The following is a 25,164-nucleotide window of genomic DNA, read 5'->3' on the forward strand; positions in this document are numbered from 1 at the left end:
GGACGGCCCGCCAGTGCGAGTTCACGCGGAGAAAGCGGTGACTGCCGCCCATCGGCCACCGGTGATGGCGGACGTCGCCCGCCTGGCGGGCGTGTCGCACCAGACGGTGTCCCGGGTCATCAACGGGGCACCCGCCATCAGGCGCGAGACGCGGGAGCGGGTTCTCGAGGCCATCCGACGGCTCGACTACCGCCCCAACACCGCCGCCCGCGCGCTGGTTCGCGGACGCTCGGGGATGATCGGCATCATCGGCACGGCCAGGACGCTGTTCGGTCCGACGAGCATTCACCGCAGTGTCGAGGATGCCGCCCGCGCTGCCGGCTACTTCGCCACCTCGGTGAGCCTCTCGGAGGTGACGGTGCGGGCGCTCAGCGACGCCACCGAACATCTCATGCGCGTCGGCGTGGAGGGCGTCGTGATGATCGCCGGCAACGACGAGGCTCTCGAGGTGGTGCGGATGACCCGATCCGGCGTCCCCTTCGTGGTCGTGGAGGGTGATCTGTCCAGGGCCAGCGTCACCGTCGGCGTCGACCAGGTGCTCGGCGCCCGGATGGCGACCGACCACCTGCTCGGCCTCGGGCACCAGGAGATCGTGCATGTGTCCGGTCCGCTCAACTGGGCGGAGGCCCGCGCCCGACGCGATGGCTGGCGTGCGGCGATGAGTGCGGCGGGCCTACGCCCGCCCGAGCCGGTCCAGGGTGACTGGATGGCTCACAGCGGCTATGTCGCCGGACTGCGGATCTGCGAGATGCCCGGGACCACCGCGGTCTTCGCCGCCAACGACCAGATGGCCATCGGCGTGCTGCGCGCGCTGCATGAACGGGGGCGGCGAGTGCCCCAGGACATCTCCGTCGTCGGATTCGACGACGTCCCCGAGGCGGCGTACCTGATTCCGCCGTTGACCACGATCCAGCAGGATTTCGGCGCGGTCGGTCAACGGGCCATCACGGCCGTCACCCAGGCCATCGACGACTCGGTGCCGCAGTCCCTGCCGTTGGTCGTCCCCAAGCTCGTGGTGCGTGCGAGCACGGCGCCACTGACCGGGACCGGCACGTGAGCGACGGTAACCCGCCGCACGCCCGGGCGGGCCCGGCGTGACGCCGAGCCCGCCCGGTTCGGTCCAACCATGATCATTAGTTCAGGGTGGCGAGCCGGAACTGCTGGTTGGTCTGTCCGTGGCAGTCGTAGAGCTGGACCTGGGCGCCGTTGGCGGTGCTCCAGACGTCCAGGCAGCGTCCGGACTGGACGCTGCTGATGGTGCCGTTGGAGTTGACGTTCCACTGCTGGTTGGTCTGGCCGTGGCAGGTGTAGATCTGGACCGCCGCGCCGTTGCCGGTGCCTGCCGCGTCCAGGCACATGGTGCCGTACACCTGTAGTTGCTTGCCCGAGGTGTAGGTCCATGCCTGGTTGGTCTGCCTGTTGCAGTCGTAGAGCTGCACCCGCGTGCCGTTGGTGCGGGAGGCGTTCGGCACGTCGAGACACCGACTCGACTGCGTGCCGACGATCTGGCTGGCGGAGCCGGGTCCGGTGGTGGGCGTGACGCTGGGCGTCGGTGTCGGGGTGCTCGTTCCAGTGGTGGTCGGCGTCGGACTGCTCGGCGTCGAGGGCAGCAGCGGGCAGGTGCTGCGGTAGGTGACCACGCCGCTGGAGTCCAGCAGCGGGCAGAGGAACTGGCTGTACCGGGCGTCGTTGTCGATGAACATCTTGACGAACGGCAGCATGGTCCGGACCAGCACCGGGTTCGACCGCCCGACCATGAACCCATGGTCCGCGCCGGCGACCTCCAGGTAGGTGCTCTCGGTCGTGGTCGGGAGGCTGTTGTACAGGCCGGTGGCGTAGGACGGGGTGACCACCGTGTCCGCCTGGCCGGCGAAGATCATGGTGGGCACCCGGTCGTTGGCCAGGTTCGACGACGGCGAGTACGGCGCGATACCGACGACCGCCTTCAGCGACGGACGCCGGGTGGCTGCACTCAACGCGCCACCGCCGCCCATGGAGTGACCGGCGACCGCCAACCGGTTCGGGTCGACCCGGTCGCGTACCGGGCTCTGCTGCGTCAGGTAGTCCAGCGCGGCGAGCAACTGGGTGCCCCGGGCCGTGTCGAAGTCGTTGCGGCTGTTGGTCTCGATGCCGATCACGACGAAGCCGTGGGAGGCCAGCCACGGGCCCATCCAGGCCAGTTCGGCGGAGAACAACGCGGTGTAACCCGGCGAGATCGCGATGGCTCCGAAGGTGCCCTGGCTCGTGTCGGTTGGATAGTAGATCCGGCCACCGTTGAAGCCGTACCCGGTCGGGACGCTGACCGAGGTGTTGGCGAAGGGGCCGTTCACGGCGGTGACACTGGCCGCGGTGGGGTCCGGTCCCCGCTGGTACGGGTTGTCGGCGGCCGACGCCGACCCGGTCGCCACCGTCATGGTGAACAACCCGACCGCGGCGGCGAGCCCGGCCGCGGCGAGCTTGAGCAGCCGTCCGCGAGAACGCAAGGACGTTCGGTCGGCAGGGGAGTCGCCCGAGGTCGGGGGATGGTCTGCGGGTCGTCGCACTGTCGGTACCTCCTAATGGTGGATGAGTGCGGGGCGGGCGGGCCCGGTCGTGTGCCGAACCTGCCCGCCCCGACGCTGTCCGATCGTCAGCGTTGCAGCGTCAGCAGACCCGGCCGCTAGCCACCGAGCGAGGCGAGCCGGAACTGCTGGTTGGTCTGTCCGTGGCAGTCGTAGAGCTGGATCTGCGCGCCGTTGGTCGTGCTCCAGACGTCCAGGCATCGTCCGGACTGGACGCTGCTGATGGTGCCGTTGGAGTTGACGTTCCACTGTTGGTTGCTCTGGCTGTGGCAGCTGTAGATCTGCACCGCCGCGCCGTTGCCGGTGCCGGCCGCGTCGAGGCACATGGTGCCGTACACCCGTAGTTGCTTGCCCGACGTGTAGGTCCATGCCTGGTTGGTCTGCTTGTTGCAGTCGTAGAGCTGCACCCGGGTGCCGTTGCTGGTCGAGGCGTTGGGCACGTCGATGCACCGGCCCGACTGCGTGCCGACGATCTCGCTGGCGGAGCCGGGTGGCGCGGTAGGCGTGACGGTGGGAGTCGGACCCGGCGTGGTGGGCGTGGGAGTGGTCCCGGGGCCGGCGCTGTTCAGCGCCTCCAAGGCGGCCGTGTAGGCGGCCTTGGAGTTGCCGCTGCAGTCGAAGAGCAGTGGCGTGCCGCCCGAGCGCCACGAGTCACAGTCCCGCACTCCCCAGACGGTGAGCCCGTTGCAGCGAGCCACGGCAAGACAGTCGTTGACCACGCTGCGGTAGGTGTTGGCCTGCGTCGTGCCGGAGCCCTCGATGTCCAGCTCGGTGATCTGCACGTCCACACCGAGGGCCGCGAAGCTGGACAGCGTCGTGCGATAGTTGCTGTTGTACGGCGAATTGGCGTTGAAGTGCGACTGGAACCCGACGCAGTCGATCGGCACCCCACGGGACTTGAAGTCGCGCACCATGTTGTACACGGCCTGGGTCTTGGCCCAGGTCCAGTTGTCGGTGTTGTAGTCGTTGTAGCAGAGCTTCGCGTTCGGGTCCGCCGCGTCGGCGGCGCGGAACGCCGCCTCGATCCAGTCGTTGCCGGTGCGCTGGAGGTTCGAGTTACGACGGGCGCCGCTGTTGCCGTCCTCGAACGCCTCGTTCACCACGTCCCACGAGTAGATCTTGCCCTTGTAGTAGCCGGCCACCCGGTTGACGTGGTTGAGCATCGCGCTGCGCAGCGCGCTGCCCTCCATGCTCTGCATCCAGCCGGGCTGCTGCGAGTACCAGGCCAGGGTGTGCCCGCGCACCTTCCAACCCCGGGAGAGGGCGTGGTTGACGATCCGGTCCGCGTTGCCGAACGTGAAGTTGTTCTGCTGCGGCTCGGTCGCGTCGATCTTCATTTCGTTCTCGGGAGTGACGGCGTTGAACTCGCGGTTCAGGATCGTCGTGTAGGCGCTGTCGCTGAGCTTGTTCGCGGCGACGGCGGCACCGAAGTACCGGCCGGACTGGGCCGCGGCGGCGCCGAGGGTCGTCTCGGCTGCCTGGGCGAGATTGGGCAGCATCGACACGACCAGAGCCGCAACTATCGCGGCTGTTCCGGAAAAAGTGCGTGTTCGGAGTCGGGTACGCCCGCGGGGACGGTTCCGGGAAATCATGCTGATCCTCCGGTGGTGGGGGTAGGAAATCACTGTCGCCGTTCGACGGGGAGGCCCCGCTCGAATGGCGGGGCCACGATGCTGAGCCCGCCCGGCCGGGCCGGGACCCCAGCTCCGGCGTGCACTCCGCAGCTGAGCCGGTGGGGGCCGTCTGACCAGCGGATAAAGGGTGGTGATGAGAGTCCCGGTCGCCGGCCGGGAGGTGGGTGCGGGGCGTTGGGTGCTCCCGGTGGTGGACCTGGCTGCCTGGCGGACGGGTGGGCCTGACGGTCGCGTGCGGCGCCTCCAGAGCTGAGTGGATCATGTTAACGTTCACAGCGATCGATGGCTCTCAGGCTCGCAGAAAGTTCCAGGTTTTTCAACCGGTAGTTTCGGGCCTGTTACGGATCGACCGAGCGCTACCGCCAGGTCGTTCGGAGGCCGGCCGTCACCAGCGAGAGCGCAGGACGTGGGACGGTGCAGGCCCGCCGCACCGCCGCACCGGGACTGCCGCCCAGCGCCGCGCCAGCCCCGGTGCGGCCAGGGGAGGCGTCAGAAGCTGCTGACCAGCTTTACGAATGCTTCGTCGATCTTGGCGGGATCGGTGGCGTCGAACGCCTTGCCCGACGATGCCTTGGCGATCCGATCCAGGGTGGCGAAGTCCGACTCCCGGTCGAAGGCGATGCAGAACACCTTCACCGGACGCTGCGGGTCCAGCGCGACCTCGGCGAGCAACCGGGCCAGGTCATTGTCCTTGCTGTACTCGTTCTTGCCGTCGGTCAGTACGACGATCGCGTTGATCCGCTGCGGGTCGTATCGGTCGAGCAGCTCCCGGTGCGCGGCCCGGACCGTCGCGTAGAGCGCGGTGCCGCCCTCGACATGCAGGCCGGCGATCCTGCTGTTGACCCGCTTCTGGTCGAACTCGCCGAGCGGGACCTCCTCCCGGTAAGGACCCTTCGGCCGCTGCTTGGTCTCCGAGGAGAACGACCAGAGCCCCACCCGGTCTTCGGTGTTGAGCAACGCGAGGCCCTTGCCCGCCGCCGCCGAGGCAACCTGGAAGCGGGTACGGGTGCCGACCATCGCCTGCATCGACCCCGAGGTGTCCAGGGCGATCAGGATGTTGGCCTTCTTGCGCAGCGTGCGCCAACCGTCGAGCATCGCGCCGACCACCTGCGGGTCCGGGGGCTCGAAGTAGCTCAGCCCCGCGGCGGGCTCGGCGCCGACGCTCGCGAGCAGCTCCGCCGAGGCACGGCGCTCGTGGTCCCGAAAGCCGAGGCGGGCGAAGCTCTCCTGCTGGGCGTCCTCGGTCAGGAATTTCTGGAAGTCGGCAGCTGCCGCGCGCTGCCGCTCATCGGCGGAGGGCAGCACCACGAACGGGTGGTCCAGGTTGAACGTGCCCTCCTTGGGATGGATGGCGACCAGCGGGACGTTTGGCCGGCGACCCCGCTCCTGCCCGTCCTGCCGGGGACTCAACGCACCCGTGTTGTAGAGGTCCACCAACTCCTCTTGCAGGACGATGGCGCTCATGTCGTCCGTGCTGCCCGCCCCGCCGGCCAGGTCCGCCTCGGCGAGGCTGCGCAGCAGGTCCACCGAGTCGTCGCTGTAGTGCGACACGTTGGCCTCGATCCGGCGGACGAACTGGGTGACCGCCGGGTCGGCCAGGTCGGACCGGGTCAGGTCGCTGGACCGTTGCACCGCCGCGTAGTAGGTCGCGATGGTCGCCGCCAGCCCGGAGGTGGACAGGTTCGGGTTGTCCTTGCCGAAGGTGAATCGGCCCCACTCCGGCTTGCCGAAGCCCGCCCAGCCGTCCCGTCCGGACAGACCCAGGATCTCTCCCCAGCCCAACGGCCCACGCTTGCGTACCAGCTCGGCCTTGGGCAGCGGCATGGCGATCACCAGCGGGCTGTTGGCGACCGACGGGTAGCGGTCCGGGGTCTGCGGCTCCCGCCCGGCGGCCTGGTCGAGCAGCCGGAGCTGGCCGGTCCACAGGCTCGACGTCGGCAGCCAGACCTGTGGTTGCGGCAGGCCGGTGTGGGTCCACCCGGTGGCCAGCGCCTCGGTGGCCTTGCCCGAGTTCAGCGCGCTGACGTGCACCTGGGCGCAGCCGCCGCCGATCGACCGGTCGCTGCGGTTGTAACGCTCGGCCAGCTCGACCAGCAGAGCCGCCTTCTCGGTCGAGGAGTTGACCTGGAGGGTGGTGGCGCAGTCGGCGGCGCCCGCTTCGCGCTGCCGGACGAACACGAACGCCCCGGCGATGACCACCAGCCCGGCGGTGACGGCGGCGGTGTACGGCAACCACTGCCGCGTACGCGTAGCGGATGGGGCCATCGGGACGTCCTCCTCGGCGGGCGGCTGGTGGCAGTCAACCTATCGATCCGGTGCCAGCCGGCGACCCTGACCCCAGCGCGCCGGTCACCCGTGGTCGGGTCGGCCCCCGACCGCCGTCGCGACCAGCAGCCGAACCAGGTAGACCACGACGAAGGTGACCGCCCCGGCCGCGGCTGCGGGGCCGACCGCGCTCGACGCGACGTAGCCGGCGGCGGCACCAGCCGAACCGAGGAAGATGGCGGTCGAGATGCCCCAGGCGTCGCGGGCCTCACGACGCAGCCGCAGCCACCCGCCGCCACCACCACCTCCGGCACCGACGCCGGGCTCCGTCACCCGCAGGTGCGCCGGCTGCGTCGTCACCGGCAGGTGCGCCAGCTGTGTCGTCAGCGGCTGGGTGGGCACAGTCGGTTGTGTCGGTATCTGCGTCGGGTGCGGCTGCGGTGCCGTCGGCGGGAGCGGGGGCAGCGGGTGGTCCGGCGTCGGCGCCCCGGCGGTCTCGTTGCCGACCTCGAGCAGGTTTTCCCGACGTAGCGGCTCGCTGACCCTGCCGTCCTGCCGGAGCAGCCGCACCAGCACGCGCTCGGCGGCCGGCCGGTCCGCCGGATCCTTGGCCAGGCACTCCCGGATCAGCTCGTCCAGAACGGGAGGCAGCGCCGGCAGGTCGGGCGGATCGTTCAACACCCGGTGCATCACGGCGAAGAGCGAATCATTGCCGAATGGCGGTCGACCACCGGCGGCGAAGGCGATCGTGGCCGCCCAGGCGAAGACGTCGCACCAGGGACCGACCGGGTCGTTGCGAAACCGCTCCGGTGCCATGTACGCCGTGGTTCCCATGATCCTGCTGGACGCCGTCTCGGTGACGCCCAACGCGCGGGCGATGCCGAAGTCGATCACCCGGGGACCGTCCGCGCCCAGCACCACGTTGTCCGGCTTCAGATCGCAGTGCACCACCCCGGCACTGTGGATCGCGGCGAGCGCGGTGACGGTGCCGACCGCGAGCCGGTGCAGGGCGTTTCCGGTCACCGGGCCGCGCTCGCGGACGTGCCGGTGCAGGGTCAGGCCCTCGATGAACTCGCTGACCACGTAGGGCCGCTCGCCGTCGACCTCGGCGAAGAGCACCTGCGCGGTGCAGAACGGAGCGACCCGGCGAGCGGCGGCTATCTCCTTCACGAACTGCGACCGCGCCCGGGGATCACTCAGATCGACGTTGACCATCTTGACCGCGACCCGGTCACCGGCGTCGTCCTCACCGAGATAGACGACCCCCTGCCCACCCGCGCCCAGCCGGCCGACCAGCCGATAGGGGCCGGCGGTGACCGGATCGTGCGTCCACAGTTTCGCCAACCCTGGCACCGGCGTGCCGGCCAGTTCTGACATCCCGACTCCATCAGCGTCGTGCCCGGCCACCGGCGGCGCAGGACACGGCCATCGTGCCATGTCCGTCGCGGGGGACCGAGGGCTGGAAGGCCACCTACGCGGGCGGCGGCGCGGTCGACTCCCGGACTCGCAGCGATGGGCTGATGACGACCCGGTGGGTGGGGCGGTCGGGGTCGGCGAGCCGGTCGGCGACGAGACGCACGGCGGCCCGTCCGATCGAGCGCCGTGGCGGCCGGACCGCGGTCAGCGGCGGGCTGAAGAGCCCGGCGACCTCGTCGTCGTACGCCACGATGGAGAGGTCGCCGGGAACGGACAGGTGCCGCTCCTCGCAGTGCTGCACCAGCGCGATCGCCTCGGCGTCGGCGTGCACCAGCAGCGCCGTCGTCCCGGTCGCCTGGCACCTGTCGAGCACGCCGTCGAGCACCGTGTCTCGCTCCGGTGACCGTGTGTCGGGCACGACGGCCACCACTGTCGCGTCCGAATCGAGGCCACACTCGGTCGTGGCGTCGAGCCAGCCGCGCCGCACGTGCTGGCTGGTGGGGCTGTTGGCGTCGAGCACCAGGCCGACCTTGCGGTGTCCGAGCGAGGTCAGGTGGCGCACCGCCATGGCCGCGCCGAGCGCGTGGTCGGTGACCACCGACTCCAGGACAGCGTGATGGCTGCCCACCGTGGCGGTGCGTTCCAACAGGACGACCGGGACGCCGACCTGGTCGAGCCACTCGATGGTGCGCTCGGCGGTCGGCGCGTCCATGCTCGGCGCGATGATCAGCGCGTCCACGCCCATCCGCTCCACCAGGCGGGCCAGTTGCGGCTGGTCGTCCTCGGCGTCGTACGAGGAGCCGCGCAGAACCACGCGCATGTCCAGCTCGCGGGCGGCGCTCTCGACGCCGCGCGCCACGTCCGGCCAGTAGTAGTCCAATGAGGGCACGAGCATGCCGAGCGCGCGCCCGACCAGCGGGTTCAGACCCGCGGCGGGCGGCTCGTCGGCTGCCGGGACGTCGTCCGGCAGGATCAGGGCGACCCCACCGTGGACCCGGCGGACCAACCCTTCGGCGGCGAGCTCCGCGATGTCGCGCCGGATGGTGACCGGCGCGGCGCCAAGCACGTGCGACAGGTCGGAGATGCGCATCGAGCCGTCGCGTTGCAGGGCTGCCAACAGTTGCTGGCGGCGGGCGACCTGAAGCGGCGCGCGGGAAGTCTCCGCCGTGGCGACGACAGGACTGTCCTTGGTCATGGGGGACCTCTCGGGCTCACCGAGCGATTATGAACGATTCTGATCGTATCAGATCAGTTATGGAGTTGAAGGTACCGACCGCTCGCTGTGGGAGCCGGGGTCGAACGGGTCGCGCGGGCCGGGCAAGCGAGCTCCAGCTGGAGCATTAGACCCTGGACGGTCCGTTTTGGAGCGTGCATCGGTGGTCCCGGTCGCGGTCGGTCACGGGTGATGACGTGTGCCCTTTTGATCGTATGTGTTCGTCTGGTTTGAGAACAGCATTGACTTGCTCGGATGTGAGCGTTTTACTTCGGAAACCCGGCGGACGCCGGCGCGTCACATTCATGGCTGCGCCCCGCTCGCCACATTCCACGGAGACGGATCGATGCGACAGGACCTGGGATGACGACCGGGACGACCGGCCGGTTGACGCCGGGGACGGCCTCGGATGCCGCGACCTGGAGCCGGGATGACTGGCTGGCCCTCGCCGACCGGATGCTCGCCGCGGTCCGGCCGTTCGCGTCGCCCGGCCACGCCCTCGTCAACCTTCCCGGGTCGGAGGGCGGTTACGGGCGTGCCGTCGACGGCCTCGAGGGTTTCGCCCGCACCTTCCTCCTGGCCGGTTTCCGCATCGCGGGGGCCCAGGGAGTGGGTCTGGACGAGCTCGTCGACAGGTACGCGGCCGGCATCGCCGCCGGCACCGACCCGAGCTCTCCCGACCGCTGGGTGCGCCTGGACGAGCACCCCCAGGCGAAGGTGGAAGCCGCCTCCATCGCGCTGGTCCTGGACATGACCCGCCCGTGGATCTGGGACCGGCTGCCGTCCGCCGTGCACGAGCGGGTGGTCGACTACCTGCGCCCGGCGGTCGGCGACGACACGTACCCACAGATCAACTGGGTCTGGTTCCGGCTGGTCGTGCAGACGTTCCTGCGTTCCGTGGGCGGGCCGCACTCGCTCGACGAGATGGCCGCCGACCTGGGCACGCACGACGGTTTCGCCCGCAGGGACGGCTGGATGTCCGACGGGCCGCACCGCGCGTACGACCACTATGCGGGCTGGGCCCTGCACCTGTATCCGACGCTGTGGGCGCGCATGGCCGGCGCCGCGGACCTGGCCGAGCAGCGCCGCGAACGCGACCTGGCCAGCCTCGACCGCTTCCTCAGCGACGCGGTCGCGCTCGTGGGCGCCGACGGGTCACCGTTGATCCAGGGGCGAAGCCTGATCTACCGCTTCGCCGCGGCGGCGCCGTTCTGGGCCGGCGCGATCGCCGGCGTGCCCTCGGTCAGCCTAGGCCGGTTGCGCCGCGCGGCCACCCGCATCGTGCGCCACTTCGTCGCCAACGACGCCCTGGACGAGCGAGGGCTGCTCACCCTCGGCTGGCACGGCCCGTGGCCGCGACTGGCGCAGTCGTACTCCGGACCGGGCTCGCCGTACTGGGCCAGCAAGGGCCTGCTCGGCATCGCGCTGCCCGCCGACCATCCGGTCTGGACGACTCCCGAGGAGCCGCTGCCAATCGAGGAGCGGGACGAGGTGCGGGCGATACACGCGCCCGGCTGGCTGGTCTCCGGCACTCGCGCCGACGGCATCGTCCGCGTCGTCAACCACGGCACCGACCACGCCGTCGAAGGCGCCACCGTCGGTGACTCCCCGCTCTACGCCCGGCTGGGCTACTCCACCGCCACCAGCCCCGTCCTCGACGACAGCGGCTGGACCAGCCCGCTCGACCAGTCCGTCACTCTCGTCGACGACGCGGGCCGGGTCACCCACCGCGCCGGCATGCGCCTGCTGACCGTGCACGTCACCACAGACGGCGTGGGCGTGGCCGGGTCACGTGCCCTCGCCCACTGGGTCGACCCGGATCCGGGCCAACGCGATCACGGCGGCGGCCGCGTGGGCCCGTCCCGACCGGCCGGGCACCTCACCGTGTACTCGCTGGTCCGCGGTCCCTGGGAGCTACGACTGACCCGCGTCGACGGCCTCGCCGACGGCGTCGACGCCGCTGCGTTGCGGCTCCGGATCGGTGGCTGGGCCATTGCCGGGGATGCGACGACAACCCTTCGCGGCAGCGCGGCGGCCGTGACCGGCGCCGGCCTGACCAGTCGGCTCGAGAGCCTGCACGGCGGCGGAACCGCCGACGCCACAACAGTTCCGGACGGCGGACCCCTGGCTGGCGGGCTGGTCGTGCCCTGGCTGGACCATTCCGTCCGGCCGGGCGCATGGGCCGCCACCCTCATCGAGCTGTCCACGACGCCGGCGGCGACGGTCGGGCAGGCGTGCCAGGCCGTGGTCGCCGAGGACGCCCTCGGCCTCCACGCGGTGGTCGACTGGCCCGACGGGATCAGCACATCGACCCAGCTGGACACGGAGTACGCCAGGCCCAGCCAGGCGACCTGGTAGCAGCGCGGGCCCGTTCGGGCCCCTGACCTAAGGAGAAAGGGATGAAGCGTGCGATACCGGCCGTCATCAGCGCCGCGACGGCCCTGACGCTTGTTCTTGGCGGCTGCGGCGGCGCAGACGAGCCAGTCGACCCCAATGCCCCGGTGACGATCACCCTGGCCGGCTGGAGCCTGTCGTCCACCCCCGAGTTCAAGACGCTCGCCGACGGCTTCAAGGCGACCCACCCGAACGTGACGGTGGAGCTCAAGGAGTACGCCGCAGGCAACGACTACGACACCCAGATGATCACGGACCTGGCCGCCGGCACTGCCCCGGACGTCTACGTCATGAAGACCCTCAAGAACTTCTACACGTACCAGAGCGGTGGTCAGCTGCTCGATGTCTCCGACGTCACCTCCGGTCTCGGCTCGGTGCCGGCGCTCGCGTCGTACCAGGTGGACGGCAAGGCGTACGCGGTGCCGTACCGGCAGGACTCGTGGGTGCTCTACTACAACAAGGACCTGTTCGCCAAGGCGAAGGTGGTGCCGCCGGACGGCAGTTGGACCTGGGACGACTACGCCGGCGCGGCGAAGCGGCTCAGCACCGGCCTGAAGGCGGCCGGCTCGAAGGCGAGCGGTGCCTACCAGCACACCTTCCAGTCGACGGTGCAGGGATTCGCGCTCGCCCAGACCCCCAACGCGGACCTGCTCTCCGGGGACTTCAGCTACCTGAAGCCGTACTACGAGCGGTCACTGGACCTGCAGGCGGCCGGCGCGCAGCCGACCTTCGGCACGGCGAAGACCAACAAACTCACCTACCAGGCGCAGTTCGGCAAGCAGCAGTCGGCGATGCTGCTGATGGGCACCTGGTACGTGGCCACGCTGCTCAGCCAGCGCAAGAGCGGTGACGCCGACACGTTCCAGTGGGGCATGGCACCAGCGCCGCAGCTCGACAAGTCCACCACCGGCACGTCCGCCACGCCTGTCACCTTCGGTGATCCGACCGCCCTGGGGATCAACCCGAAGATCAGCAAGTCGAAGGCCGCCGCGGCCAAGGAATTCCTCAGGTACGCGGCCGGCCCGGATGCGGGCAAGGCACTGGCCGGGATCGGCATCACCCCGGCACAGGTCACCGACGCGGTCACGGCGACGCTGTTCAACCTGGACGGCGTACCGCAGGACGACCTGTCGAAGTTCGCCTACGCCACGCACACCATCAAGCCGGAGAACCCCGTGTCGAAGCACACCGCCGGTCTGCAAAACCTCCTCAACGAGACGCATTCAGCGATCCTCTCCGACAGCAAGGGCGTCGACGCGGAGCTGAGCAAGGCGCAGGTCCGCGCCAAGAACGAGGTCCTCAACCAGTGAGCTGATGGCGGGCCCGGCGTGCCTCTGTGCCGCACGCCGGACCCGCCGCCAGGCCGAACGCTTCCGGAGACTTCCCATGGCAACATTGCCGCGCACGCGGCCCAGGTACCGGCGCCTTGCGTGGCGCAACACGGTCGCCGGTTGGTCGTTCATCCTGCCCAACTTCGTCGGCTTCGCCGTGCTCACCCTGCTACCCGTCGTGGTGCTGTTCTACGTGGCGTTCACCGACTGGAACGTCTTCGGGGTGGCCGACTGGACCGGCACCGCCAACTTCCGGCGGATGTGGGGCGACGCGAGCTTCTGGACCGCGCTGCGTAACACTGTCTACTACGCCGTCTTCCACATCCCGCTGACCCTCGCGGCAGCACTCGGGCTGGCGCTGCTGCTCAACCGCAAACTGCGCGGCGTGCGGTTCTTCCGCACCGTCGCCTTCTTTCCCTACATCACCTCGATCGTGGCGATCGCGGTCGTCTGGAACCAGCTGTTCAGCCCGGAGTACGGCCCGATCAACGCTCTCCTCGGCGCCGTCGGGGTGGACAACCCGCCGGGCTGGACCGCGTCGGCGACCTGGTCGATGCCGGCGGTCATCATCGTCGGCACGTGGCGGTACATGGGCTACTACATGCTGCTGTTCCTGGCTGGCCTGCAGACCATCCCGGCCCAGCTCTACGAGGCGGCCGAGACCGACGGCGCCTCACCGTGGCAGCGGTTCGTGCACGTGACAGTCCCCGGTCTGCGGCACACCACCTTCTTCGTCACGGTGCTGCTCACCATCGAGAGTTTCAAGGTCTTCGACCTCATCCTCGTGATGACCGGCGGCGGCCCTGGCCAGTCCACACTCGTGCTCTCGCAGTACATCTACCAGAAGGGCTTCGAGGAGAACCAGTTCGGTTACGCCTCGGCGGTGTCCATCGTCCTGTTCGCCATCTGCTTCGGCATCACTGTCATCCAGTTCATGGTCAACAAGCGGGGGAACAGCTGATGACCGCGACCGACCTCTCCACGCCCGCCCCGGCCATCGCCGCGCCCGGCAACCGCAGAGCGTCCGCCCGACGTGTCGGGTCCCGGGTCTGGCGGCTGGTCGGGTACGCCGCCCTCGTGCTCGCGGCGGCCGGGCTGCTGCTGCCGTTCTTCTGGATGGTGGTGGCGTCGCTGAAGACCAACAACGACGTCTTCACCATCCCGATCACCTGGCTTCCCGATCCCGTGGTGTGGCGGAACTACGTCGACATCTGGCAGCGCTCGGACCTGACGACGTGGCTGTGGAACACCCTGCTGCTGTCGGTGACCGTCACCTTCCTACAGGTGTTCACCGGCAGCTTCGCCGCCTACGGTTTCGCCCGCGTCCGTTTTCCCGGCCGCAACCTGCTCTTCCTGGCGTACGTCGGGACGATCGCGGTGCCCTGGCAGTCGTACATGATCCCGCAGTTCATCCTCATGTCGAAGCTGCACCTGTCGAACACGCTGTGGTCGATAGTCGCGGTGCAGGCGTTCGGCGCGATCGGCGTGTTCCTGATGAAGCAGTTCTACGAGACGATCCCCGAGGAGCTCAGCGAAGCGGCCCGGGTCGACGGGCTCAGCGAGTTCGGCATCTACCGACGGATCATCCTGCCGCTGTCCCGACCGGCACTTGCCAGCCTGGCCCTGCTGATGTTCACGACCACCTGGAACGACTACCTCGGCCCACTGATCTACCTGCGCAGTCCGGAGCTGCGCACCATCCAGTTGGGGCTGAACACCTTCATCTCCCAGTACAACGCCGAGTACGCGCTGATCATGACGGGCTCGGTGCTGTCCGTGCTGCCCGTCGTGGTCATCTTCCTGCTCGGCCAGCGCTACTTCATCGAGGGCATCGCCTCGACCGGACTGAAGGGCTGAGGCCCATGCGTTCGCGCCACCACACCATCACCGCCATCTTCGACGGGATCTACGCCGCGCTCGTCACCAACCTGCTGCTGGTGCTCGGTTGCCTGCCACTGGTGACGCTCGCGTTCACCACCGAGGCGGCGCGCTCCTGGCCGCTGTACGCGCTGACCGCCCCGCTCTGCGCGCCCGGGCTCTGTGCGGTCTTCGCCGTCATGTCCGCCTACTCCGCGGGCGACTCGGGCGGCGTGCTGCGCACCTACGGCCGGGCTTGGCGAGCGACAGCCCGGCCGGCGATGCTCTGGACGGCGGTAGCCATTGCCGCCCTGGTCGTGCTCGTCGTCGACGCCCGCGTCGCGTGGGGCCACCGGGTCGGCGCACTCGCCCTGCCGATCCTGGCGACCCTGATTGTCCTCACCGTCGCGACCACGCTGCTCGCTCTGGTGACCGTCGCCGACCGGCCCACCGCGCCGCTGCGCGAGGTGGCCCGCGCCTGCCCGTATCTGGCGGTCCGCCGGTGGTACCTCACCGCCGCGTCTCTGCTCGTGCTTGCGCTGTTCGCCCAGATCCTGGCGGCCCGCCCCGCGATCGCGCTCGGTCTCGCCGCCGCGCCACTGCTCTACGTCGTATGGGCCAACAGCCGCTTCACCCTGCGCGCCGCCCTCGACCCACCGGCGACCGCACCCCAGCGCACCTGAACACCACACGTCCCGGCCGGCGAGCCGGGACGCCGATGACACACCTGCCCGGCACCGGACCGGACACACGAGGGAGAACAGCATCCATGACGGCGACCGACGTCCGTCCCAGCTCCGACGCAGAGGCCACGGCGGCAGCGGTGGCCGCCGCGATACGCACCGTCGACGCGAACATCGCCACCTTCGGCGACCGCTACCCCGCGGACACCACAGCCGCCAACCGCTACCCGCTCCGGCCACCGAGCGCCGGCCAGCCCGAGGGCGCCAACGTCGGCTGGACCACCAGCTTCTGGCCCGGGATGCTCTGGCTGGCGCACGACCTGACCGGTGCGGAGAGCCACCGTCGGGCCGCGCTGTCCCACGTGGACAGCTTCGCGGCCCGGATGACCGACGGCATCGATCTGGACACCCACGACCTCGGGTTCCTCTACACCCTGGCCTGCGTCACCCCGGCCCGCCGTACCGGCGATCCGCGGGCTCGAGACGCGGCTCTCGCCGCCGCCGACCACCTGATGACGCGCGTCCTCGAACCCGCCGGAATCATCCAGGCCTGGGGCGACCTGAACGACCCCCGCCAACGGGGCCGCACCATCATCGACAGCCTCATGAACACACCGCTGCTCTTCTGGGCCAGCGATACCACCGGTGACGACCGCTACGCCGCCGCGGCCCGCCGGCACACCGCCCAGCTGCGCCAGCACATCCTGCGCCCGGACGGCACCACGTTCCACACCTTCTACTGGGACCCCGCCAGCGGCGCGCCACTCCGTGGCGAAACGGAGCAGGGCCATGCCGACCACTCCTGCTGGGCCCGTGGCCAGGCCTGGGGAATCTACGGGTTCAGCCTCAACCATCGGCACACGGGAGACCCGGCGCTGCTCGCCGCCGCGCGGATCTGCGCGGACCGCTTCCTCGCCAGCCTGCCGGACGACCACGTCGCGTACTGGGACCTGGAGTTCGGCGACGGCAGCGGTCAGGAGCGGGACAGTTCGGCCGCTGCCATCGCCGCCTGCGGCCTGGTCGAACTCGCCGACAGCCTGACCGACCCGACCAGCGCCGGCCGGTACCGGACAGCCGCGGCGGAGATCCTGCGCTCGCTCATCGACAACTACTCCACAGGTGGCCATCCGGTCTCGAACGCGCTGATCCTGCACGGCGTCTACGACAAACCCAAGGGCGTCGGCGTCGACGAGGGAACCCTGTGGGGCGACTACTTCTACCTGGAAGCCCTCACCCGCGCCACGATCCCCGGCTGGACCAGCCCCTGGTAACCACCGCGACCGACCCGCACCGCCCCGCATCCTCCGAGAGGTGACCATGGACTACCGCTACCACTGCTCCATTCCCGCCGCCCACGGCCGGAACGCGCTGCCTTTCAATCCCTGCCGCCTGCTGGACTTCACCCTTCTGCGGCTGTCGGCCGGCGAGTCCTGGACCGGCGAGTCCGGCGACCGGGAGATCCTGGCCGTCATCCTCGGTGGCACGGCCAGCTTCACCGTCGCCGGCCACCACTTCCCACAGGTCGGCAGTCGTCCGGACGTGTTCTCCGGCAAGCCGCACTCCGTCTACCTGCCGGCCGGCTCCTCGATCACCGTCGAGGCCGTCACCGACACCGAGATCGCCCTCCCCAGCGCCCCCAGCGAGCTGGCTACCGACCCGTATGTCATCGCGCCGGAGGAGGTCGCGACCGGCCGTTGGGGAGCGGCCAACTTCGGCCGTACCTACCACCAGATCCTCACCGAGATCGCCCAACCGGACCTGCCCGCCCGCCGGCTCATCGTCGGCGAGACGTACACGCCCTCGGGCAACTGGAGCACCTACCCGCCACACCGGCACAAGGTCGACGACCTGCCCGCCGAGGCCGCACACGAGGAGATGTACTACTACCGCGTCAACCCGGCGAACGGGTTCGGCATCAGCCGGGTCTACACCGACGACGGGTACGAGGAGAACGTCACCATCCGCGACCACGTGATGCAGATGATGCCCGAGGGGTACCACACCGTGGTCAGCGCGCCCGGCTACACGACGTACTTCCTGTGGTTCCTGGCCGGCACACAACGTACCCAGGGCGCCCGCGAGGACGCCGACCTCGCCTGGGTGGGCAAGTCCGTGCCGACCCTGCGCAGTGTGGGGCTGTAACGATGCCTGCCCCGCACGGCCGGACGGCCATGCGCCGCCCGGGACAGGACCCGGGCGGCGCGTCTCCGGCAGGCTCAGCGTTGCCGGATGCGGCTCTAGGCGCGCGTGCTCCACTGCTGGTTGGCGCTGCCTTGGCAGGCCCAGAGGTGCAGTTGCGTTCCGTTGGCCGTGCCGGAGTTGACGGCGTCGAGGCAGAGCCCCGATTGGACTCCGGTGATGGTGCCGTTGGAGTTCAGGTTCCACTGCTGGTTGGGTTGGCCGTTGCAGTCCCAGATGATGACCGCCGTGCCGTTGCTGCTACCCGCCCCGCTGGCGTCCAGGCACTTGTTGCCGTAGACGGTCAGGGTGCGGCCGGCGGTGTGGGTCCAGCGCTGGTTGGTGCGACCGTGACAGTCCCACAACGCCGGACGGGCTCCGTTGGTGGTGCTGGAGCCGGGGACGTCGATACAGCGGCCGGACTGGTTACCCACGATCAGCACGTTCTGCTGGCCGGACGGCGGGGGAGTGGTGGGCGGGGGAGTGCTGGGCGGAGGGCTGGTCGGCGGCACGGTCGACCCGAACTGGGTGAAGAACCGCCACACCTCCTGCTTGACCCAGCTCCGCGCGCCGCTCTCACAGCCGGCACACCCGTCCACCGGACCTTGCTGGTGGCCGCCGTCGAACGCGGCCCAGACCACGGGATAGCCGGCCTGACACGAGTAGGCGGTGGTGATGTGGGTCAGGCTGCCCGCCCTCGGTTCCGGCGGGTTCTGCGCGGCGCAACCGTTGTTCCGGACGAACCTGTCGCGCAGCGCCCGTCCGTTCGGGATGTTGTCGTTGACGCCGTGAATCCCCAGGTACGCCACTGGCTGGGTGCCGCCGCTGCAGCCGCTGATCGCCCCCGGGGCCGCGATCGCCGCGACCGCACGGAACACGGTCGGCCGGGAACACGCCAACGAGTAGCTCATCGCGCCGCCGTAGCTGAACCCAACCGAGAAGAGTTGCGTCGTGTCGACACAGAGCGCGTTCTCGATGACGCGGACCATGTCGTCGGTGAACGTCACGTCCTCGCCGTTGGAATTGCCCCAGCCGTTACCGATGCCCTGCGGCGCGACGAAGATCGTGGTGTTGTTCGAATGGGAGAGCATGCCGTAGTAGGCCCACGGGGCTCCGTCGGTGCCGCCCGACGCGACCTGCTCGGCGGTGCCCCCCAACCAGTGGAACCCGAAGGCCAGCCGGTGGGCATAGGTGTTGTTGTAGCTGTCGGGCAGCCGAAGGATGAAGCTGCGGGTCTTTCCGCTGCTCTGGATGGTGTGGGTGCCGCTGTTCAGGCCGGGCGCCTTGCCGCAGCCGGCGGTGGTGGCGGCCGAGGCCGATCCGCCAGCCATGATGACGTACGCCCCGACGGCGACGAGAACCAGGACCGCCATGGCGGCCCCTATCCAGGGGCTGGTGAGTTTGCGAAGTGGCACAGCTGCGCCTCCTTGTGGTGGACGAAGATCCATTGGTGGTGTGGGCGTGGGGCGTCACCGACCGGCGAGAGAGCCGCGCGACGGTCCTTCGCAGACCGTCGAGGGCGGTGCCGACGCCGCGGCGGCCGGTTCTGGTCGCCGCGGCGTCGGCCGGCGGTGAGCCACGCATCACATAGACTAGCATCATGGTGTGACGTATGACGTCCGCGATTACTCCGGCGCAGGCCCGCAGAGCGGTTTCACCCTTCGGGGCGCTCTGTTCGGCCAAGTCGAACGAGCATCTTCGATGCCTTGACACTCCAGATGCGATCGCTAACACTTGTCCGCAACACGTACTTAATGATCTGGACACATGGCGTCTGCCTCGTCGGCGACACCGGCACGGCAGGTCACCCACCGCTTTAAACCGCGCGGCCCTGGGACGCGCCCCCTCGTCGCTGTTAACGCTCACATGTAGGTCGGCTCGGGGTGTTGTCGCCCGCCCCTCCGCGAAGGAGAAGGACCCATGTCGAGAGTCCTCGCCCGGCTCTACGCGGTGTCGCTCGCCGCGTGCCTGCTGTTCACCACCTGGTCGGTGGCGACGCCGAAGGAAGCCCTCGCGCTCGACCCGGCCGTCGGTTACCTGATGGCGCACTTCACCGGCGAGTCCGCGACCGGTCAACAGATCTACCTCGCGCACAGCGCCGACGGCCTACGCTGGACGGACCTCAACAACGGCGGGCTGGTGCTGCGATCCACCGTCGGCACCCGTGGCGTCCGCGACCCCGCCCTGGTCCGCTCGCCCGCCGGTGACCGCTACTGGATCATCGCCACGGACCTGTGCATCGGCTGCGGCCAGGACTGGTCGACCGCGGTCAACAACGGCAGCCGCAACCTCGTCGTGTGGGAGTCCACCGATCTGGTCACCTGGTCCGCGCCGTGGCTGCTGAACGTCGCCGGCGCGATTCCGGACGGACGCAACGCCTGGGCGCCGGAGGCGATCTGGAACCCGGCCACCGGCGACTACGTCCTCTACTGGGCGACGAACGTCCCGCTCAACGGGGTGACCAAGCATCGCATCTACTACGCGCGCACGGCCGACTTCCGCAGCGTCACCACGCCGCAGGTCTACCTCAGCCGGCCCGGCAGCCAGGAGATCATCGACACCCAGATCGTCGAGGTGCCGCCTGGCGTCGGCGGCTACCGTTACGTCCGGGCGTCTCGCGACGGCCAGATCACCCTCGAAGGCAGCAACTCCATCCTCGGCACCTGGGCCACGCTCGGGAACCTGTCGGGCATCGGGCTGACGGGCTCCCAGGTCGAAGGCCCGATGTGGATGCGGTTCAACTCCCGCAACGAATGGGTTCTCTACCTCGACCAGTACGCCAGCGGGCGCGGCTACCTGCCCGTCCTGACCACCAATCCGTCGAACCCGGCCAGCTTCCGGCTGCCGGCGTCCGGCTCGTACGACATGGGCGGCACCAGGAAACGGCACGGTTCGATCCTCAACCTGACCGCCGCCGAGCAGAACCGCGTGCTCGCGCGCTGGCCCGTCACGGCGGTGAACCGGATCCAGTCGTACAACCTCCAGGACCGGTACGTGCGGCACTACGACTACGACGTCCGCATCGACCCGAACGTCAGCCCCGCCCAGGACGGCCAGTGGCGGCTGGTGCCCGGGCTGGTCGGCTCCGGGACGGTCTCCATCCAGTCGGTCAACTACCCGGGCTACTACCTGCGCCACTACGGGTTCGACTTCCGCCTGGAAGCCAACGACGGCACCGCCACCTTCGCCGCCGACGCCACCTTCCGGCAGGTCGCCGGCCTCGCCAACTCCTCCTGGACGTCCTTCCAGGCATACAGCCACCCGGACCGCTACATCCGGCACTACAACTACCTGCTCCGGCTCGACCCGGTCAGCGATGCGCAGAGCCGTGCCGACGCCACCTTCCGCCTGACCACCTGAACACCGCCCGTCTCCCCACACCGATTGGATCTGTCATGAAACGGAAAAGGCTGTCTCACGGACACGTGCCGCCGAGCACTCGGCCGCTGCGCCGGCTCCTGATCGCTCTGGTGAGCGCGATGACCGCGCTGGTCGGCATCGTCGTCGTGACGTCGTCGCCGGCCACTGCCGCCACCAGCCAGTTCCGCGGCATGAACTGGGCGGTGCTGGGTGACAACTTCAAGACCACCCCGCTCGTCGTGCAGGGCCTGAGCTCGTCCGACAGCAACGCGACAGTGCGGGCCAAGGCCAATGCCCTCTACGACGACATGGCGTCCACCATGGGGGTCAACACCGTCCGGCTGCCCATCAACACCCACACGGTCGGAACGGCGTGGTGGGAGGCCTACCGAGGCGCCATCGACGCCGCCACCGCCCGCGGCTTCAAAGTCATCCTCGCCTACTGGGAGGACGGCGCCGCCTCCGGCGGCCGGATCACGAACCTCGCCGCGTGGAACACGATGTGGTCCACGGTGACCAACACGTACGGCTCGAACACCAACGTCTACTTCGAGCCGATGAACGAGCCGCACGGTTACAGCTCGACGGAGTGGCGCAACGTCGCCGCGAACTGGCTCAGCTACCACACCTCGGCGGTGCCCGGCCGGGTGCTGATCGGCGGCACCGGCTTCAGCCAGGACCTGCGGGACATCTGCAACGACAGCCGCTTCAACTCGACCCTGCTGTCCTTTCACTACTACGCGTTCTTCTACGGCGCGATGACCTACGACGGCTTCCGCAGCCACATCCGGGAACGCCTCGGCAACTGCGCCTCCCGCGCGGTCGCGACCGAGTTCGGCGCACCCATGAACGACGGTCGCAACTACGCCGACGCGGGCAGCACCGACAACTTCGTGCGCTACATCCGTGCCATGGCGCAGGTCATGCGGGACAACCAGATGGGCGGCACCTACTGGCCCGCCCTCGGCGGCAAGACGGGCAGCATCGGCTACGACTGGTACTCGATGTTCGCCCTCACCGGCAGCGGCACCGACCTCAACCTGACCGTCCGTAACACCTCCGGCGCCGACCGGATCCGGTACGCATGGGGCGACACCATCGGCGGCGGCGACCCGACGACGCCTCCGCCCACGACGGGGACGTTCTACCGGGTCAACGTGCGCCACAGCGGCAAGGCCATGGACGTGCAGCAACCGAACACCGACAACGGAGCCCGCGTCGGCCAGTACACGTACGGCGGCAACGCGTGGCAGCAGTGGCAGTTCCAGGACGCCGGCAGTGGCTACTGGCGCATCGTCAGCCGACACAGCGGAAAGTGCCTCGACGTGGTGAGCGCGTCGACCGCCGACGGCGCCGAACTCGTCCAGTACACCTGTGGCACCGGCACCAACCAGCAGTTCCAGATGGTCACCAACGGCAGCTACTTCCAACTCCGCGCCCGCCACAGCGGCAAGTGCGTGGACGTACCGGCCGCGTCGACGGCGGACGGGGTGGTGCTCAAGCAGTATCCGTGCAACACCGGCGCCAACCAGCAGTGGTCGCGCACGGCCGTCTGACACTCGTCCCACCGCGACGAGGGATCCACAGTGGTCCGCACCCCCGGTACCGAGCTGGTGACCGGTGCCGGGGGCGTGCCGTACCGACGCCGCATCCGCCGGCGTCGCAACGGGTGAGTCCCCGGTCCGCGCGTCAGACGACCCTGAGGTCGGCCGCGCCGAAGGAGACGGCGAATCGCTTGCACCAGATGGAGACGCTCCGGAAGTCGCGCGGGTCGACCGATGCCGGTATCTCGTACACCTGGTTGCCCTGATTGCCCTTGAGCCTGGCGAGTTCTACCCATTCGCCGTCATCGAACACCCGCCACCCGGCCTTGCCGAGGGTGACCGGTTGGTCGGTCAGCCACACCCGCAGGTCCGGCCCGCTCGACGTGTTCAGGTTCCGGATGACGAGTTGGTGGCGCCCGTCGGCGAGCCGGTGGATCTCGGCACTGCCGGTCGTCCGGTGCTCGTGGGTGACGAACTCACCGGCGGTCAGGATCGTGTTCCCGGCCGGTGTCGCCGCCGGAGCCGTGGACGCGGACGTGGGCGCGGTCGACGTCGTTCCCACGGGGGGAACCGCCTCGTCGACGTACGTGTCGGTGAACAGCTTCCATGGTTGGAACCAGTAGAGGGCCAGAGCCGTCACGAGGACAGCGGTGGCGAGACCGGCCCACGCCACCCGCGACCGGAAGATCCATTTTCCCACACCCGCAGCGTACGACCACCGCAGCCGTCGAGCTGGTCGCGAGCCCTTTCGGAACTCTTACGGCATTCCGGGTCGCCCGCTCCACCCCCTGTCAGTCGTCGTCGGTGAACAGGTGGTGCGGTGCCGTGGCGGGTCGGTCAGGCCGGCACACCAACCCGTTGCCGATCACCCAGACTGATAGGTTGACCGCAGGTGTGCCGGGAAGCCTGGTCGGCGCTGCGATGACGGCTGACCAGAACCGGAGAAGCGCCGAATGAGCATCCTGGCCTGGATCGCGGTGGCCGTGTTCGTCGCCGCCTACGTCCTGATCGCCACCGAAAAGATCAACCGGGTGGCGGTGGCCCTGGGCGGCGCATCGATCATGTTGGCGATCGGGGCGACCGATGCCGAGCACGCGTTCTTCTCCGAAGAGGCGGGCATCGACTGGAACGTCATCTTCCTGCTGCTGGGAATGATGCTGATCGTCGGTGTGCTGAAACGCACCGGCCTGTTCGAGTATCTGGCGATCTGGAGCGCGAAGAAGGCCCGGGGCCGTCCGTTCCCGATCATGGTGATCCTGGTTGTGGTGACCGCCGTGGTGTCGGCGGCGCTGGACAACGTCACCACCGTGCTGCTGGTGGCGCCCGTGACGCTACTGGTGTGCGAGCGACTCGGTGTGCCGCCGATCCCGTTTTTGATCGCTGAGGTGATGGCGTCCAACATCGGTGGCGCCGCCACCCTGGTCGGCGACCCACCGAACATCATCATCGCCAGCCGGTCGGGGCTGAGTTTCACCGACTTCCTGAACGTCATGGCCCCGCTGGTGCTGATCGTGCTCGTCGTGTTCATCGGCCTGTGTCGGATCATGTTCCGCACGGCGTTCCGCTACGACGCCGAGCGCGCGGCCCGGGTGATGGCGCTGCGGGAGGCGGACGCGATTCGCGACCGTCGCCTCGTGGTGATCAGCCTGGTGGTGCTCGGCACGGTGCTGCTCGCGTTCAGCCTGCACACGGTGCTGGACCTGGAGCCCTCGGTGGTGGCGGTGCTCGGTGGCCTGCTGTTGCTGGCGTTGTCGCGGCTGGACACGGAAGACGTGGTCAAGGACGTCGAGTGGCCGACGCTGGTGTTCTTCGCCGGCCTGTTCGTCATGGTCGGCGCCCTGGTCGCCACCGGGGTGATCGACAGCGTCGCCCGGTCGGCGACCGACGCCGTCGGGGGCAAGCTGTGGCCAGCCACCATGTTGCTGCTGTGGGCGTCGGCGGGGCTGTCGGCGATCGTGGACAACATCCCGTACGTGGCGACGATGAGCCCGATCGTGAGCGAGCTGGTGAACGCCGAAGGTGGGCTCGGTAAGGCTCAGGTGCTGTGGTGGGCGCTCGCCATCGGAGCTGACTTCGGCGGCAACGCCACTGCCGTCGGCGCGTCGGCGAACGTGGTGGTGCTCGGCATCGCCGAACGCGCGGGGCACAAGATCACGTTCTGGGGCTTCACCAGGTACGGTCTGATCGTCACCGTGATCTCGGTGGCGATCGCGGTGCCGTATCTGTGGCTGCGATTCTTCTGACGTTCAGGTGCCGAGCATCCGGTCGAGCAGCCCGTCCAGGGTGATCGCGCCGGTCATCACCTGGTCGCGGTCGACGACCGCGACCAGCGGCACATTCGATCGGGCCATCACCGAGGCGACCTCGAGCAGGGTGGCGTCGGCGCCGACCGCCGGCAGGTCCGGACGGTTGCGGGGCAGCAGGTCCGCGACGGTGCGGTCGCCGATGCCCTCCAGGATCACGTCGGCGGCGGCCTCGTCGATCACCCGGGCCAGCGCCGGATCGTCCTGGCAGTAGGACGGCAGCGCCATCCGCAGCACCTGCGTGCCGGCCAGCACCGTCGATGGGCGGCCCTTGGTGTCCACCACGATCAGGCCGGGCAGGTCCTGCGCCGCCAGGATCCGCGCGGCCTCTCGGGCCGGCATGTCCTCGGTGACGGTTTCCATCGGGATGGCCACATCGCTCGCGCGCACGCACCGACGATACGCCCGGGACGCCGCGTCGCCCG

19 protein-coding genes are annotated in these 25,164 nt (G+C 69.4%); 11 read left to right on the top strand and 8 right to left on the bottom strand.

Annotated elements, in window-relative coordinates:
- Positions 1-37: 37 nt before the first annotated feature.
- Positions 38-1,057, top strand: a complete 1,020-nt coding sequence (locus OG505_RS05935) for a LacI family DNA-binding transcriptional regulator (RefSeq protein WP_405431583.1) — start codon at positions 38-40, stop codon at positions 1,055-1,057.
- A gap of 76 nt (positions 1,058-1,133) precedes the next feature.
- Here the strand turns inward: OG505_RS05935 and OG505_RS05940 are convergent, their stop codons facing one another.
- From OG505_RS05940 to OG505_RS05960, 5 genes are all read right to left on the bottom strand, one after another.
- Positions 1,134-2,543 carry a ricin-type beta-trefoil lectin domain protein gene (locus OG505_RS05940; RefSeq protein WP_405431584.1) on the bottom strand — a complete coding sequence of 470 codons (1,410 nt, stop codon included), beginning with the start codon at positions 2,541-2,543 and terminating at the stop codon, positions 1,134-1,136.
- A gap of 116 nt (positions 2,544-2,659) precedes the next feature.
- A complete protein-coding gene (locus OG505_RS05945; protein ID WP_405431586.1) occupies positions 2,660-4,153 on the bottom strand; it encodes an endo-1,4-beta-xylanase in 1,494 nt (497 codons plus the stop codon).
- A 531-nt stretch (positions 4,154-4,684) separates the two neighbouring features.
- The gene (locus OG505_RS05950) at positions 4,685-6,460 is read right to left on the bottom strand and encodes an extracellular solute-binding protein (protein ID WP_405431587.1); all 1,776 of its coding nucleotides are present in this window, start codon (positions 6,458-6,460) and stop codon (positions 4,685-4,687) included.
- Positions 6,461-6,544: 84 nt separating this feature from the next.
- Positions 6,545-7,837 carry a serine/threonine-protein kinase gene (locus tag OG505_RS05955; protein ID WP_405431589.1) on the bottom strand — a complete coding sequence of 431 codons (1,293 nt, stop codon included), beginning with the start codon at positions 7,835-7,837 and terminating at the stop codon, positions 6,545-6,547.
- A gap of 94 nt (positions 7,838-7,931) precedes the next feature.
- The gene (locus OG505_RS05960) at positions 7,932-9,071 is read right to left on the bottom strand and encodes a substrate-binding domain-containing protein (RefSeq protein ID WP_405431591.1); all 1,140 of its coding nucleotides are present in this window, start codon (positions 9,069-9,071) and stop codon (positions 7,932-7,934) included.
- Positions 9,072-9,452: 381 nt separating this feature from the next.
- On the opposite strand from OG505_RS05960, the gene OG505_RS05965 reads away from it, so the two are divergent.
- The 7 genes from OG505_RS05965 to iolB all read left to right on the top strand — a co-directional run bounded on the left by OG505_RS05965 (position 9,453) and on the right by iolB (position 17,496).
- Complete coding sequence (locus tag OG505_RS05965; RefSeq protein WP_405431593.1) at positions 9,453-11,447, top strand: DUF2264 domain-containing protein; 1,995 nt, start codon at positions 9,453-9,455, stop codon at positions 11,445-11,447.
- A gap of 41 nt (positions 11,448-11,488) precedes the next feature.
- A complete protein-coding gene (locus OG505_RS05970) occupies positions 11,489-12,793 on the top strand; it encodes an ABC transporter substrate-binding protein (protein WP_405431595.1) in 1,305 nt (434 codons plus the stop codon).
- Positions 12,794-12,869: 76 nt separating this feature from the next.
- Positions 12,870-13,775, top strand: coding sequence for a carbohydrate ABC transporter permease (locus OG505_RS05975; RefSeq protein ID WP_405431597.1), 906 nt, complete (start codon positions 12,870-12,872; stop codon positions 13,773-13,775).
- Positions 13,775-14,671, top strand: a complete 897-nt coding sequence (locus tag OG505_RS05980; protein WP_405431599.1) for a carbohydrate ABC transporter permease — start codon at positions 13,775-13,777, stop codon at positions 14,669-14,671. The genes OG505_RS05975 and OG505_RS05980 overlap by 1 nt, the downstream gene beginning before the upstream one ends.
- A 5-nt stretch (positions 14,672-14,676) precedes the next feature.
- A complete protein-coding gene (locus OG505_RS05985) occupies positions 14,677-15,354 on the top strand; it encodes a hypothetical protein (protein ID WP_405431600.1) in 678 nt (225 codons plus the stop codon).
- Between the two features lie 86 nt (positions 15,355-15,440).
- The gene (locus OG505_RS05990) at positions 15,441-16,625 is read left to right on the top strand and encodes a glycoside hydrolase family 88 protein (RefSeq protein ID WP_405431601.1); all 1,185 of its coding nucleotides are present in this window, start codon (positions 15,441-15,443) and stop codon (positions 16,623-16,625) included.
- 46 nt (positions 16,626-16,671) lie between these two features.
- Complete coding sequence (iolB, locus tag OG505_RS05995) at positions 16,672-17,496, top strand: 5-deoxy-glucuronate isomerase (protein WP_405434397.1); 825 nt, start codon at positions 16,672-16,674, stop codon at positions 17,494-17,496.
- Positions 17,497-17,591: 95 nt separating this feature from the next.
- Here iolB and OG505_RS06000 read toward each other — a convergent pair whose 3' ends face one another.
- On the bottom strand, positions 17,592-18,905 hold the full coding sequence (locus OG505_RS06000; protein ID WP_405431602.1) for a ricin-type beta-trefoil lectin domain protein: 1,314 nt from the start codon (positions 18,903-18,905) through the stop codon (positions 17,592-17,594).
- 547 nt (positions 18,906-19,452) lie between these two features.
- On the opposite strand from OG505_RS06000, the gene OG505_RS06005 reads away from it, so the two are divergent.
- Both OG505_RS06005 and OG505_RS06010 read left to right on the top strand, forming a co-directional pair.
- The gene (locus tag OG505_RS06005; protein ID WP_405431604.1) at positions 19,453-20,892 is read left to right on the top strand and encodes a glycoside hydrolase family 43 protein; all 1,440 of its coding nucleotides are present in this window, start codon (positions 19,453-19,455) and stop codon (positions 20,890-20,892) included.
- Positions 20,893-20,957: 65 nt separating this feature from the next.
- On the top strand, positions 20,958-22,448 hold the full coding sequence (locus OG505_RS06010) for an RICIN domain-containing protein (RefSeq protein ID WP_405431606.1): 1,491 nt from the start codon (positions 20,958-20,960) through the stop codon (positions 22,446-22,448).
- Positions 22,449-22,581: 133 nt separating this feature from the next.
- On the opposite strand, the gene OG505_RS06015 is transcribed toward OG505_RS06010, so the two are convergent.
- A complete protein-coding gene (locus tag OG505_RS06015; protein WP_405431608.1) occupies positions 22,582-23,136 on the bottom strand; it encodes a DM13 domain-containing protein in 555 nt (184 codons plus the stop codon).
- A 253-nt stretch (positions 23,137-23,389) separates the two neighbouring features.
- Between OG505_RS06015 and OG505_RS06020 the strand changes: the two genes are divergently transcribed.
- Positions 23,390-24,679, top strand: coding sequence for an SLC13 family permease (locus OG505_RS06020; RefSeq protein ID WP_405431609.1), 1,290 nt, complete (start codon positions 23,390-23,392; stop codon positions 24,677-24,679).
- 3 nt (positions 24,680-24,682) lie between these two features.
- Here the strand turns inward: OG505_RS06020 and OG505_RS06025 are convergent, their stop codons facing one another.
- On the bottom strand, positions 24,683-25,129 hold the full coding sequence (locus OG505_RS06025) for a CBS domain-containing protein (protein ID WP_405431610.1): 447 nt from the start codon (positions 25,127-25,129) through the stop codon (positions 24,683-24,685).
- Positions 25,130-25,164: the final 35 nt, after the last annotated feature.

This window comes from Micromonospora sp. NBC_00617 (assembly GCF_045161355.1).
Classification (GTDB): Bacteria; Actinomycetota; Actinomycetes; order Mycobacteriales; family Micromonosporaceae; genus Micromonospora.